Below are 12,701 nucleotides of genomic sequence, written 5' to 3' on the forward strand. Positions count from 1 at the left end.
GCCGACGCCTGCTCGGTCGCCTCGCTCCGCGTCCACCGGCTGCTCGACCCGGCCGCCGACGGCACCCCGGTCGCGGACGGCACCCCGGCGGGCCCGGCCGGGCGGCGCGACAGGCGAGGGCCGCGGTCGTCGCCTCGCCCGCGCACACCACGGTGCCGGCCATCGCCGGCTGCTGGATTGGCGGCATCAGCGTTCAGCAGCTGCACGCCATCTGCGTCCTGGCCGGGCAGAAGGGTATCGGGAACCTTCCCAGGCCCTGGATTGTGTTGAGCTGGAGGGCTGTTCGCGGGGTCTGTTCTGGTGTTCTCCGTGGCGGACATGTCCGCCACGGTTACGTGTCACGTATGCCGCCGATGTCATGCGGCAGGCGGTGTCGCGACATCGCCTACCGGTGGGTTGAGGCGGGCGAAGCCTTCCTGGCGTTGGTAGGGAAAGTACGGGTAGGGCGCTGTCTTGCCGCTCGCCGCATTGAGTTTCGCCACCTGGTCGGGTGTAAGAGTCCAGCCGACGGCACCGAGGTTCTGCCGGAGCTGCTCCTCGTTGCGGGCGCCGATGATGACGGATGAAACGGTTGGCCGCTGGAGCAGCCAGTTGATGGCGATTTGCGGGATTTTCTTGCCGGTCTCCTGAGCGATCTCGTCGAGGGCATCGACCACGCGGTAGAGGTGTTCGTCCTCGACCGGCGGGCCGTAGTCCGCGGTGTGGTGCAGTCGGCTGTTGGCCGGCAGGGGCTGGTTTCGGCGGACTTTGCCGGTGAGCCGTCCCCAGCCGAGGGGGCTCCAGACGAGGGCTCCGAGGCCCTGGTCGAGTCCGAGGGGCATCAGCTCCCATTCGTAGTCGCGGCCGATGAGGGAGTAGTAGACCTGATGCGCGACGTAGCGCGGGTAGCCGTACCTCTCGGCGACCGAGAGGGACTTCATCGCCTGCCACCCGGAGAAGTTCGAGATGCCGACGTAGCGGACCTTTCCTGCTCGTACGAGATCGTCGAGTGTGGACAGGACTTCCTCGACGGGGGTGCCGGCGTCGAAAGCGTGCAGTTGGAACAGGTCGAGGTAGTCGGTACCGAGCCGGCGCAGGGCGTCCTCGCATGCGGTGATCAGACGCGAACGGGAGGAGCCCGCATCGCCTGGGCCGTCGCCCATCGGCAGGCTGGTCTTGGTGGACACGATCACCCGGTCCCTGCGGCCTTTGATCGCTTCGCCCAGCACCTCCTCGGAGGCGCCGCCGGAGTACACGTCGGCGGTGTCGAACATCGTGATCCCGGCGTCCAGGCAGATGTCGACGAGGCGGCGTGCCTCTCGCGCGTCGGTGGTGCCCCAGGCGCCGAACAGCGGTCCCTGGCCGCCGAAGGTGCCGGCGCCGAAGCTCAGTGCGGGGACCTTGAGGCCGGACGCACCCAGCCGTCGGTATTCCATCGCTGTTCCTCTCTCGCTGCCTGACTGGCTAACGGTTCTGGAGTTCCGTTAGTGTGTGCCTCAAGGTAGCAGACGTAAGCGATTAATGGAACTGGAGTCCCGTTATGGGGTTTGAGGGTGCGGATCCGGGGACCCTCCGTCCTGGAGGGCGCACGGCGCGGGTGCGGTCGGCGGTGCTGCAAGCGGCTGGGGACGCCTTGGCAGAGCATGGCTTTGCCCGCCTGGACCTCGCCGACATCGCGCGCCGTGCCGAGGTGGGCAAGACCACCGTCTACCGCCGCTGGGGAACGGTGACCGGCTTGGTGGCCGACTTGCTTGTGGACATGGCCGAGCAGTCACTGCCGCGTACCGACACCGGTTCGCTGCTCGGCGATCTCAAGGCAAACGCCCGTCTTGTGCAGCGCACCTTGGCCGACCCGCGGCAAGGAGCACTGTTCAAGGCAGTGATCGCCGCCGCCACCTGCGAGGCCAGGACGGCTGAGGCCCTGCACAGTTTCTACGACATCCGCGTCAAGGAGTGGGCGCCCTGCGTCCAGCAAGCCATCGAGCGGGGCGAGGTGCCTGAGGGCACCGATGTCCACGAGGTCATCCGTGCTGTCTCCGCCCCCCTCTATTACCGCCTGCTGACCACGGGCGACCATCTCGACGAGGCCGCCGCGGACCAAGCCGCCGAGGCCGCCGCAGCCGCAGCGTGCGCGGGAGCATACGTGCGGGGTGAACGAGGTCTTTCGTGACCGACTTCTTGCACCCGTCCGAGTGCTGATCACCGTGCGCCGATCTTGGGGGGATAGGGACTCAAGGTTCCGTCGACCTCGGGGGCGATCTCGTTGTGGTGGCCGAGCATGCGGGTGGCCATGGAAGGCGAGGGCCTGGTCAACGAGCAGGCGCATCGCGGCCGCGCGTTCCCGCTGGGCAAAGAACCCCGGGCGGGGGAGGCGGAGTGCGAGGGCCTCAGTGGTCATGAGCTGCCCTGCCCGCCGGCCGGGAAAGAGCCATGGGGCCCAGTTGGCGGCGCTCATGGTGTTGGGTCGCTGGCGGAGATGGTCCGGCAGCGACACCATGGAGCCTTCCTTGAGGACCAACGGCAGCTCGATGCGCTCAGTCTCGGTTCCGACCCGCACCGGCGCCGCGGAGACTGGTAACTCCGGGCCGGCGGACATTCCCGAGCCGCGTGCACAAGAGTCCTCCCCGGAGGAGTCCAAGACCACTGCACACCCCGATCGGCAGCCCTGGAAGGTGCCGTACGACGAGCCCGGTCCCCTCGCCGTGCTGCTGGACTCGCCAATCTCCTCGGACGAGACGTTCTTCGATCTTCTTCGCATCCTGGGGATAAGAGGACTCGAGCCAGACGCGGCACGTCTCGGTGAACTGGCACAGGCCCTGGCCGGACAAGCAGCCGGCAGCCGTCAAGGTCGACTGACCGCCGGGCGGTCCGGCCCCTGTACGCGAGGGGCAGCTGCTGACGTTGTGGGGCGTCGAAGGGCCAACGGCCGACGGCGCCACAGCAGGGCCGGCCTCCTCGGAGACCAGCCCTGCGTCGTCGGTGGTGGGGAAGAGGCACATCACGCAGTGCGCGCCCACGGTCGGGTTGCTTTGCCACGCAATGTCTCGCGGTGAGTACGCCGACCGTCGGAGCCGGTACGCCTGTGGTTGCGTGAGGGCGGCCGCCACCGCGGATCTGGTGCTGCGGCGCGCTGACGTGCCGGCGGGGACGCGGCGCGGGTCGACCGTGAAACCAGTGGTCCAGGTCGGACTGATCACGTTGCCCGGCTGCCAGGACCCCTGGTCCCGGGCGCGGGTCATGCGTAGGAGCCGACCCGCCCGCGCCCCAGCAGGTGAACGGGCTGGCATTCCACGGTCGGCGGTATCAGACCTCGCCGCGCCAGGCGCCGGTCTCGTTGCCGCCGCGGGATTCGATGAACTCCTTGAACCGCTTCAGGTCGCCGGTGGCCTGCCGCTTGACGAAGCCGAGTTTGTCGCCGACGGTCTCGGCCAGCCCTTCGGGCTCGTAGTCGAGCTGCAGCATGACCTTTGTGGTGGTCTCGTCGATGTAGTGGAAGGTGACGACGCCGGCCTGCTTGGCCTCACCGTCGACGCTGGTCCAGGCGACTCGCTCGTCGGGGATCTGCTCGGTGATCTTTGCGTCGAACTCCCGCGTGACTCCGCCGATCTTCGTCACCCAGTGGGTGAGGGTGTCGCTGCGCTGCTCGATGCGCTCGACGCCGTCCATGAACCGCGGGAAGTCCTCGAACTGGGTCCACTGGTTGTAGGCGGCGCTCACGGGGACGTTGACCTCGATGGATTCCTCGACCTGCGACACGGATGATCCTTCCTAGGTGATGTCAGCTGTCCAGTGACACGTTCCTTCTAAGGCGGTTCTCATGCCTGCCGGCGTGTGCCCGTCTCGGCCGACCTCCGCTGACGCCTTCACGACCCGCCGCCCGAGGGGACCTCTGACGTGCTCAGTGCCCAGGGCGTCCCCCGAGGGGCGCCGGTGACCGGCTGACCGTCAGGGCAGGAGCGGGGTGACGGCGCGGGCGTGCTCCCACATCCCGTGCAGTTGCTCGAGCGGCCGCTGCTGTTCGCCGTGCAGGGCGTTGAGGACGACGAGGCATCCGGTCAGGGCCGGCACCGCCCACTGCACGCAGGCGAGCTGGCGCTGGGCCTTGGCGGTGTCGATGGGGTGCTTGGCTGCCTTCTCGGTGTCCTGAGGGTCGGAGGAGGAGGCGAGTTCGATCTTCCTCCCCAGGACGCGGGCATAGGCGGTGGCGGCCAGTGCCGCCGCGGTGACGACCGTCTTCGCGGTGGAGGAGCCGGCCACACCTTTCTGCCTGCCCACCCGGTGGGCGTTGACGGCGAGGAGGCCTCCGCCTCCGTACAGGTGCGCAGCGACGGCGGCCGCACTGACCGGCATCCACTTGGTCCAGCCGGCTGATGCGATGCGCGCCTGGGCGGTCTCTGTACCGCCTTCCTGTCTGGCGGCCCCGTTGAGACCAACAGCGCCCATCAGGGAGCCACCGAACCACGCGGACAGCCCCAGATCGTGCAGGCTGCGGATAACGGTATTGCGTCCGGACACGGCGGTGCTCCTTGCAATGCGGGACATCGGTGAGCCGATGAAAGGGCAGGTCTCCGACCACCTTCGCCCGGCCATGGGCTGCTCGCGAGCGCTGATCGCCCAGTCGTGACCGGTGAAGGTGGCGGTGGCTTCATTCGCGGCCTCCGACAGCCTCCGCGGCCCACGCCGGACGATCCGCGCGGGCCACCGTGAGCGCACGCCTCCCGCCCGAGCAGCAGGAATGGCTGTCCACACTGGACATCGGCCGTGGCGCGGCTGACCTGCAGAGCGGTCTCACGGTCCCCAGCGCCATCCCCGCGCTGGGGGCGTCATCGCTGCGGCAGGGCCAGCACCCGGTATGGGCGCTGGTCGGCTCCTCCTGCTCGTGGCGGCACCGCGCGAGAGACCGAGACACGTTCACCTTTCGGCGGCTTCTGCGTCCTTTGCCTCGCCGACCACAACGGTCACCCCTCAGTGCCGCCTGGAAGCTACCGTCGGCTTCATGCGGTCACGGAAACGCCGGAAGGCAGCAGTGGTCTCGAACGGCGAACAACCGACATTCGCACCCATGACGAGGCAGGAACGCGAGCTCGGCGCCTACGAGCTGCTGCGGGCAGCCCGTAAGGCCGCCGCCATCCTTCGCACCCAGTGCCCTGCAGAGGAGCGTGCGGAGAAGGTGAGCAAGGTGGTCTCGCAGGCTGCAAAGCTGCTGGGCCTGCCGCCCGGCCCGGTTCCCGGCGATGCGGCGTCCCAGGAAAAGCTCGTCAAGGCTGCCGGTGAACTGGCGGTGCTCCTGCGTGCTTACAACTGGGCCGACAGCGACATCACGGTCACGGCCCTGGACGACGACATAGTGAGGCCCCACATCGGCGAGAGGGGTGCGGCCGACGGCTTCGACGCCCTCGGCAAACTCATCCTCCCGGAGGCCTCCCCCGAGGGCTGGGCGAGTGAGCTGGTCACCAGCTCCGCCAAGGGCAACCCCACGCTCGAAGCCGCCGTCAAGTTCGGCAAGTACCTGCTGCACCCCACGCCCCTGCTCGTCCTGGACGACTTCACAAAGATCGTCGGGCAGGCGGTGCACTCTCTGAACGTCATCCGGTTGGACACATGCGTGAGCGACCTGCGCACCTTCATGCAGGACGACTTCCCGGCCATCGAGCCGGAGAGGACGTTCATAAAACCTGACGTTCTTCCTGGCGACATTTCGTACGGCAGGTTGGACGGACTGGACTGCCCGGCGGCGCAGCCTTTCGACCACACCCACGCTGAGCACACGGTCGAGGCACCGGACGGACCCGACATCGCTCTCGGCGGCCTCTAAGCGGAAACACGGGTGCGGCTCGGACGCGAGTGCCTGGAGCGACGCCGGCCCCGCGAGCGGGCGTACGCGCGGGGGCCGGCGGGGGAGCGGTGACGATGAGGGAGGGCCGTGCGGTGGTCTGCTGGTGGCGGCCGAGGATCATCAGCCCGGGCCGGGCACGACGGCCTAGCGCCCGGCGGCCGGCGGGTGAGGCGAGCAGCCGCGGCTGGCGGCCGGGCCCGACCGTTGCCTCGGGTTCCGGCCCGCGTCCCGCTGCCCGGCTCCGTCGCCGGCCGCCGCTTCCGGCCGAGCGACCGGCTTCGGCTGCCGCAGTCGGCTCGGCCGTGCCCGGTCCGCACCCCGGCCGCTTGCCACCACGGCCGCGCCGCTGTGCCCTGCCGCTCCGTGATCCGCATGTCCCCGCCCGGCCGCGCGCCCGCCGCCCGCCCGGCCGCGCGCCCGCCGCCCGCCGGGCCGCGCACGGCCGCAACGGCCGGCGGCCCGCGCACGGCCGCAACGGCCGGCGGCCCGCGCACGGCCGCAACGGCCGGCGGCCCGCGCACGGCCGCAACGGTCGACGGCCCGGCACCTCGCGGGCGCTCCCTCGCCGGTGGCAGGTGTGCAGCCGGCGCAGCCGAGGTGACGATGGCGGCCGATCCGGGGGCGCGTGCGCCCCGTCCGGGCGGCCTGCCCGTCCGGCGGACTCCGCCGCTGGGGCTGCTCGGCCTGCTGATCGCTCTGCTGCTGATCCGGCTGCCCTTCCGTGTCCTGTTGCGGGTGGTGCGTTGGACCTCGCGCCACTGGTGCCGGTACGAGGCCACCGGGGCCCAGGGTGCGGCGGCTCTGGCAGCGGTGCGACAGGCCGCTGCCCGCCATCCCGGACGCGCCGCCTGCCTCGAAACATCCCTGGCCTCGCTCACGTTGCTCGCCCTGCGCAGACGCCTGACGTGGTGCATCGGCACGGCCGCCGACCCGTTGCGGTTCCACGCCTGGATCGAAACCGCGGCCGGCCCGGTCATGGCCGCGGACGAGCAGGGCATCGATGCCTTCCGCCGCATTTGACTGCGTGAATTCTTCGAATCCCGCCCCCTCGGGTGACAGGCGGAGAGATTACCGGGCAGTTTCAAGGACTGCGGTCGATGCGGCACGGAAAGGACTTCACCCGTCACCCTTTCCGCGCTAACCTGACAAGGCGAAAGGGCGGCTGCCCCGTCGGCAACCGCCCTTCGTGAGGAACGGACACGTTCCTCAGATGCGCCCCAACAGCGCGTCAACCGGTGTCGTCGCTCCGTGCACCTGCGCCAGCACAACCCAGAGCACGAGGACGACGACGATGATGACCATCCGCAGCTGCTCCCGCTGCAGGGAGACCGAGCAGCGGGTGGTCATCGTCATCTTGACCCCCATGATTCCGTCACCTCCTTCCCGCAAGCCACCGCCCCTTTGTGCAATGCACGTAATCCAGTGTTCTCCGCAACCCGCTTGAAATCAATCGCCCTTCCTGCGGCTCTGACGTGCTTACAGGCGCTTTATGCCCGCACGTTATCGAGAACGAGAATTCAAATCGGAGCAACTTCCCGGCGCAGCTGGCCTCGGATCGCGGAAATCGAAAGACGAGACGGCCCGCAGCCCGTCACCTGCCCCGAACGGCCCCGCTGGCGGCCGGTGGAGCGCGGGCCGGGCGCACCCACCCCGCGGCGACAACACCCTCGGTGGAACCCGGGCACACCACGGGCGCCGAATCGAAGACCAAAGGGTCCCGCCGCGCCCACCCGGGGCCCAAACAGACGAACAGCCGGTCCGGTCGGCCCGCACCCAGCCCGCGTCACCGGCCTCCACCCATGCCGTGTGATTAGTGTCACATTCTCATGGGTGGCGGCCCTCGCCGGGAAGCCGCTGCTGCGACACGACCCGAGAACGTGCGCGGCCCATCTCGAGGGGGGAGGCCCGCACCTGACGCGCTGCCCGCCGCAACGGACGGGGGACCGTCGCCTACCAGGCCTGCGCCGAGGACGACTGGTTCTGCACCGGTGGCTGTACCGGGCCTGACCATCCGCCGGCCTCGGGTAGATCGTCCGGGCCGCGAGGTGCAGGCTCCGGCAGATCCGGTACGGCGCCGACCTGGTCGCGGCCCGCCCCGCAGCCACCGCACTCACCCGGAGGCCGAACGGTACATTGCCGCCATGTGCATCTCGACGGGTGAGGCCGCGTTCTCCGGCACGATCGTGTACTGCGGAAGGCAGCACCACCCGGTGCACGGTCTCATCCACGTCCTGGGCTACCAGAACACCGCCGTCAATCTGGCGGACGGCCCGAACGCCATGCTGTTGCACCTGCCCACCACGCAGCTCACCCCCAGGCACTTCCTCTCCGCCGGGCGCACGGGCGACGTCCTGCACCGCATGGTCGCCGCTGCCGGAACCGCCACCGCCCGAGCCGACGACATCGCGTGGATGAGCGCGGAACCGCAGCCCGTCCAGGTCTTCGACCACGACGTCTACACGGTGCTCCTGGCCACCGACCCCACCGCAGTCCCCACCGCGCTGCGACAAGTGCCGCCGCACCGCCGCCCCGACCTCGACCCCGGCCTGCTGCGCTTCTACGCCGACCACTTTCCCGGCCACACCATCGCCGTGTGCTGCTTCGACAACGCCGACGCGCAACGCGCCAAGCCCCTGCTGCTGTGGTACCCGCCACTCGACCCCGACCGGTTGACCGTGCCGGCCCTGGACAGCCACACCGGAACGGTGCCGGACCTCGACGCCGCCGTGGCCGTGGACCACTGGGTCCTGTTCGCCACCGACCAAGCCCCCGCCGGCTGGGGTGAACCCGTCGACTACCCCGGGAACATGCGCCACAGTCTGCGCGCCTTCCTTCCCACCGCCGTTGTGGGCCGGTACTACGGCGGAGGGCAGACTCTGCTCAACGGAGACTTCTCCATCAGCCACCGGAGCCTTCTCGCCGGCGACCTCGACCGCGTCGAGCGCCTGCGACCGACTCGGCGCTGACGAGGCGGGGACGACCGGGCTGCCGCAGTCAGCCGAACCCCCATCACCCATTAGGGTCGGGCGGTCGTCCCCGTACCGGGCGGCGAGGGCGGCGAAGACGGCGCGGACCTCGTCGCCCGCGGCCGACTGTCGTCCGGCCTGGCACAGTTGAGGGTCAGCCGGACGCGGCGCCGACGGGGGCCGGCAGGAAGTCCGGTACCCAGGTGCCCAGGCCCAGCGGTTCGGCCCGGCGGCGGACCAGGTCGGCGAGGGCGAGGTCGAGGGTGCCCAGGCCGAACGGGGAGAAGACGGTGACGCGGTCCCCGGGGCGCCGGAAGGGTTCTGCGGCGTTCAGGACGGAACCGATGGAGGTGGTGATGAAGTCCCGGCTGCCGCTCAGCTGTTCGGCCAGGTGCAGGGAGGTCGACTCGCGGCACACGTGGTCCGCGTCGTCGACCACGTTGACGGCGGACAGGATGCTCTCGGGTGTCAGGTCGCGCAGGGACACGTGCAGCACCAGGGTGCCGGGCCGGCAGGCGTCGGTGGTCAGGTGCGGGGCGGCGGCGGTGGTCGCCAGGCAGACCAGCCGGTGGGCGGCGAGCGCCCCCTCGGCGTTCCCGGCGACCTCGGTCCTCAGCCCGGGCCAGCGGGCCTGACAGCGGGCGGCGAAGGCGTCCGCCCGGGAGCGGTCGAGGTCGAACAGGGTGACCGTGGCGAGGCCGGGGAGGACGGCCCGGAGGTAGGCGAGGATCTCGAAGCCGATCACTCCACAGCCGATCAGGGAGACGCCGGTCTCCGGGACGGACGAGCCCAGCGCCGACGCCGCGAGGGCGGCGCTCGCCGCGGTACGCCGCGCCGAGATCACCGAGCCCTCCAGCAGGGTCTCCGGCTGCCCGGTGGCCATGGAGTTGAGGATCATCGCGGCGGATGCGCGTTCCAGGCCGCTCGCGGTGTTGCCGGGGAAAGAGGCGATCCACTTGATGCCCGCCACCGGCGCGTCCTCGCCGAGGTAGGCGGGCAGGCCGATGATCCGGTTGCGCGGGTCCTCGGGAAAACGGAGGAACACCGAGTGCGGCAGGGCCGTCCGGCCCCGGTCGTGCAGCAGGTACGCGCGGCGTACCGCTGCGAGGACCTCGGCCTCGGCGCCGTCGAGGACCTGGTGGACCTCCCCGGATCCCAGAATCAGCATGATGCCACCTTCATCGCCGACTTCTTCTCCTTCCACAGGTGGGACACGTCGCCGAAGTGGCGGGCGACCCATTCGTCGTCGTAGATCGTGTCGAGGTACCGCTCCCCGCGGTCGGGCAGGACGACCGCGCAGCGCGCGCCCACCGGGATGCGGTCGGCCATCTGGTCGACCGCCGCCACCAGGGCCCCGGAGGAGCCGCCCGCGAGGACGGCCTCCCGGGCGGCGAGCTGCCGGCAGCCGACCACGCAGTCGAGGTCCGTCACGTGGACCACCTCGTCGGCGAGCCCGTCGCGGTACAGCGCCGGCCGTACGGCCGCGCCGTGGCCCGGGATCAGCCGGGACGTCGGGACGCCGCCGAAGATGGCGCTCCCCCTGGCGTCCACCGCGACCACGGTCACCGGCAGCCCCTGCTCGCGGACGTACTCCGCGCAGCCCCGCAGCGTGCCGCACGAACTCGTCGCGCAGAACAGGTAGTCGATCCCGCCCGGCACCGCCTCCACGATCTCGCGCATCGTCCGCCGGTGCGCCTGGGGGTTCAGCGGGTTGGCGTACTGGTTGGGCCAGTAGGCGCCGGAGGTGCGGGCGACCAGCGCCTTGATGCGGCTGATCCGGACGGGCAGGTACTCGCCGGTCACCGGATCGCACTCGCTCACCACCTCGACCTCCGCGCCGAGGGCCCGCATGACGGCGATGTTCTGCCGGTTGGTGCGGGGGTCCACCACGCAGATGAACCGGAGCCCGTAGTAGGCGCAGATCTGGGCGAGTCCGATGCCGAGGTTGCCGGAGCTCGATTCGACGACCACCGAGCGGCCGGGCACGAGGGTGCCGTTCCGGATCAGCTCGCGCAGCATCTCCAGGGCCGACCGGTCCTTCATGCTGCCGCCGGGGTTGAACGCCTCCAGTTTGGCGTAAGTGGTGAAGTGCCGCCCCGGGGCGAGCTTGGCGAGTTCGACCAGCGGGGTGCCGCCGATCGTGCCGAGAACGCCGGCCGGACCGTCGTCAGGTTCGGGCATGGTGGCCTCGCCCCGTCGGATCGGGGCACGGCCCGAGCATGGTGCGGAACACGCTGGTTCCTCCTGTCAGCACTGGATCGAGGGTGTGTGCGGCGGCCTCCGCCCGGTCGCGTCCGGTGGGGGAGTGGCCGCGGCCGGGCCGGAGCCCGGCGGGTCACCGCGCCGGTGGGCCGGGCGCGGTGCGTACGGAGCGGGCGACCGAGGCGGCGCCGGCGACCAGCACCATCCAGCCGGCCAAGGCCAGCGCGGCGGTCCGCGCGCCGGCCGAGTCGAGCAGCAGGCCGCCGAGGAGCGAACCGATCGGCAGCGCCCCGTTGGAGAGCGTGCTCGTCGCCGCCAGCACCCGGCCGCGCAACCGGTCCGGGGTGAGGCTCAGTTGGTAGCTGCCCAGCGCCACGTTCCACAGGGGTCCGACGAACCACATCGCGGCGTAGGCGGCGGCGAGCGTGAGAGGGTCGCGGCTGAGGGCGATCACGGCCATCAGCGCCGCCCACGCCCAGTTCGCCCCGATCACCAGGGCGCCCAGTCCGGCCCGGCGGGCGAACCAGGGCGCTGCGAGCGAGCCGAGGACGCCCCCGGCCCCCGCGAAGCCGACCATCAGGCCCACCCCCGCCGAGGACGCCCCGACATCGGTGGCCAGCACGATGGCGACCAGGAACAGCGCCCGGAACATCAGGTTGCTGCCGGCCACCAGCAGGGAGGTGGTGCGCAGGAAGGGCTGTCGCCACAGCCACCTCAGGCCCTCGCGGACCTGCTCGCCCATGCTGCCGGTGCGCGCGGACCGCTCGGCCTCGAACTCCTTGCGGATGAGCAGAAGTCCGGTCAGCGAGACCAGGTAGGTCAGCGCGTCGGCCAGGAACGGGACGGCCCGGCCGAGACCGAACAGCGCACCGCCGAGCGGTGTCCCGAGCATCACGGCGGCCCGCCCCCGCGCCTCGTTGCGGGACAGGGCCAGCGAGAGCTGGCCCGGTGGTACGACGTTCGGGACGGCCGCGTGCGCGGCGAGCCCGTGGAACACCGTGAGCGCGCCTTCGGCGAACCCCACCGCCAGGACCAGCGGCAGGCCCAGGACGTCGAGGACGGACGCGACCGCGATGACCGCCGCGCCGAGCGCGCGCAGTCCGTCACACCAGATCATCAGCCGCCGGCGCGGCCAGCGGTCCACCAGGGCTCCGGCCGGCAGCGGGAGGAGCAACGCGGGCAGCAGCGCCACGAAGCCGGCAAGTCCGGCGGCGAACGCCGAGCCGGTGATGGCCAGGACCAGCAGCGGGTAGGCGATGGTGGTCGCCGTCGAACCGAGCAGGGAGACCGCTGAGCCGCCCCACAGCAGCAGGAAGTCCCGGTTGCGGTGCAGCGGGACCACCGGATCGGCGGTGCCCGCGTCCGGCGGATCCGGCGGACGCGCGTCCGCCGACGCCCTGGTGTCGGAGCTCGTCATCCGTCCCCTCCTCGTCCGGTCCGGGCCGGACGCTAGCCGCGCGCCGCCCGCTCCATCTGCCGGCGCAGACTGAGCGGTCGCATGTCGGTCCAGACGGTGCCGATGTGGGCCAGGCACTCGGCCCGCGTGCCCTCGGTGCCCTCGGCGTGCCAGCCGAGCGGCAGCTCACGGTCGGCGAGCCAGACGGAGTACTGCTCCTCGTCGTTGAGGACGACGCGGTACGTGCGCTCGTCGATGTCTTCCTCGGCCATGCGGGCCCTCCCTCGCGTCAACTGCCGCGTCACGAACGTCACGTGACCGG

General features: G+C 70.9%; 12 protein-coding genes. 4 read left to right on the plus strand and 8 right to left on the minus strand.

The genetic code is table 11. From position 1 onward, the window contains the following. Positions 1-356 precede the first annotated feature (356 nt). On the minus strand, positions 357-1,415 hold the full coding sequence (locus ABZ576_RS32750) for an aldo/keto reductase (protein WP_360749210.1): 1,059 nt from the start codon (positions 1,413-1,415) through the stop codon (positions 357-359). A 104-nt stretch (positions 1,416-1,519) separates the two neighbouring features. Between ABZ576_RS32750 and ABZ576_RS32755 the strand changes: the two genes are divergently transcribed. Further along, on the plus strand, positions 1,520-2,149 hold the full coding sequence (locus ABZ576_RS32755) for a TetR/AcrR family transcriptional regulator (RefSeq protein WP_360749213.1): 630 nt from the start codon (positions 1,520-1,522) through the stop codon (positions 2,147-2,149). A 1,133-nt stretch (positions 2,150-3,282) separates the two neighbouring features. On the opposite strand, the gene ABZ576_RS32760 is transcribed toward ABZ576_RS32755, so the two are convergent. Further along, on the minus strand, positions 3,283-3,735 hold the full coding sequence (locus ABZ576_RS32760; protein WP_360749215.1) for an SRPBCC family protein: 453 nt from the start codon (positions 3,733-3,735) through the stop codon (positions 3,283-3,285). 189 nt (positions 3,736-3,924) lie between these two features. Then, positions 3,925-4,494 carry a hypothetical protein gene (locus ABZ576_RS32765; protein ID WP_360749218.1) on the minus strand — a complete coding sequence of 190 codons (570 nt, stop codon included), beginning with the start codon at positions 4,492-4,494 and terminating at the stop codon, positions 3,925-3,927. Positions 4,495-5,041: 547 nt separating this feature from the next. On the opposite strand from ABZ576_RS32765, the gene ABZ576_RS32770 reads away from it, so the two are divergent. Continuing rightward, a complete protein-coding gene (locus ABZ576_RS32770; protein WP_360749221.1) occupies positions 5,042-5,794 on the plus strand; it encodes a hypothetical protein in 753 nt (250 codons plus the stop codon). Positions 5,795-6,418: 624 nt separating this feature from the next. Continuing rightward, positions 6,419-6,835 carry a lasso peptide biosynthesis B2 protein gene (locus ABZ576_RS32775; protein ID WP_360749222.1) on the plus strand — a complete coding sequence of 139 codons (417 nt, stop codon included), beginning with the start codon at positions 6,419-6,421 and terminating at the stop codon, positions 6,833-6,835. Positions 6,836-7,021: 186 nt separating this feature from the next. On the opposite strand, the gene ABZ576_RS32780 is transcribed toward ABZ576_RS32775, so the two are convergent. Then, positions 7,022-7,180 (minus strand): hypothetical protein, encoded by a 159-nt coding sequence (locus ABZ576_RS32780; protein WP_360749225.1) that lies wholly within the window; start codon positions 7,178-7,180, stop codon positions 7,022-7,024. A 776-nt stretch (positions 7,181-7,956) separates the two neighbouring features. Here ABZ576_RS32780 and ABZ576_RS32785 point away from each other — a divergent pair. Beyond that, entirely contained in the window at positions 7,957-8,781 is an 825-nt protein-coding gene (locus ABZ576_RS32785; protein ID WP_360749228.1) for a hypothetical protein, read from the plus strand. A gap of 154 nt (positions 8,782-8,935) precedes the next feature. Here ABZ576_RS32785 and sbnB read toward each other — a convergent pair whose 3' ends face one another. The 4 genes from sbnB to ABZ576_RS32805 form a co-directional block, all read right to left on the minus strand. Beyond that, the gene (gene sbnB / locus ABZ576_RS32790) at positions 8,936-9,949 is read right to left on the minus strand and encodes a 2,3-diaminopropionate biosynthesis protein SbnB (RefSeq protein ID WP_360749231.1); all 1,014 of its coding nucleotides are present in this window, start codon (positions 9,947-9,949) and stop codon (positions 8,936-8,938) included. Next, positions 9,943-10,962 carry a 2,3-diaminopropionate biosynthesis protein SbnA gene (gene sbnA / locus ABZ576_RS32795; RefSeq protein ID WP_360749232.1) on the minus strand — a complete coding sequence of 340 codons (1,020 nt, stop codon included), beginning with the start codon at positions 10,960-10,962 and terminating at the stop codon, positions 9,943-9,945. Before sbnA ends, sbnB begins: the two co-directional genes overlap by 7 nt. A gap of 154 nt (positions 10,963-11,116) precedes the next feature. Beyond that, complete coding sequence (locus tag ABZ576_RS32800; protein ID WP_360749234.1) at positions 11,117-12,400, minus strand: MFS transporter; 1,284 nt, start codon at positions 12,398-12,400, stop codon at positions 11,117-11,119. A gap of 32 nt (positions 12,401-12,432) precedes the next feature. Next, a complete protein-coding gene (locus ABZ576_RS32805; RefSeq protein ID WP_355934218.1) occupies positions 12,433-12,651 on the minus strand; it encodes an MbtH family protein in 219 nt (72 codons plus the stop codon). Between the last annotated feature and the right edge of the window lie 50 nt (positions 12,652-12,701).

It is taken from the genome of Streptomyces sp. NPDC013455 (assembly GCF_040632975.1).
GTDB lineage: Bacteria > Actinomycetota > Actinomycetes > Streptomycetales > Streptomycetaceae > Streptomyces.

Coding starts and splice junctions, on each gene's coding strand:
- ABZ576_RS32750 (WP_360749210.1), bottom strand. CDS start 1,415: ATGGAATACCGACGGCTGGGTGCGTCCGGCCTCAAGGTCCCCGCACTG.
- ABZ576_RS32755 (WP_360749213.1), top strand. CDS start 1,520: ATGGGGTTTGAGGGTGCGGATCCGGGGACCCTCCGTCCTGGAGGGCGC.
- ABZ576_RS32770 (WP_360749221.1), top strand. CDS start 5,042: ATGACGAGGCAGGAACGCGAGCTCGGCGCCTACGAGCTGCTGCGGGCA.
- ABZ576_RS32775 (WP_360749222.1), top strand. CDS start 6,419: ATGGCGGCCGATCCGGGGGCGCGTGCGCCCCGTCCGGGCGGCCTGCCC.
- ABZ576_RS32780 (WP_360749225.1), bottom strand. CDS start 7,180: ATGGGGGTCAAGATGACGATGACCACCCGCTGCTCGGTCTCCCTGCAG.
- ABZ576_RS32785 (WP_360749228.1), top strand. CDS start 7,957: ATGTGCATCTCGACGGGTGAGGCCGCGTTCTCCGGCACGATCGTGTAC.
- sbnB (WP_360749231.1), bottom strand. CDS start 9,949: ATGCTGATTCTGGGATCCGGGGAGGTCCACCAGGTCCTCGACGGCGCC.
- sbnA (WP_360749232.1), bottom strand. CDS start 10,962: ATGCCCGAACCTGACGACGGTCCGGCCGGCGTTCTCGGCACGATCGGC.
- ABZ576_RS32800 (WP_360749234.1), bottom strand. CDS start 12,400: ATGACGAGCTCCGACACCAGGGCGTCGGCGGACGCGCGTCCGCCGGAT.
- ABZ576_RS32805 (WP_355934218.1), bottom strand. CDS start 12,651: ATGGCCGAGGAAGACATCGACGAGCGCACGTACCGCGTCGTCCTCAAC.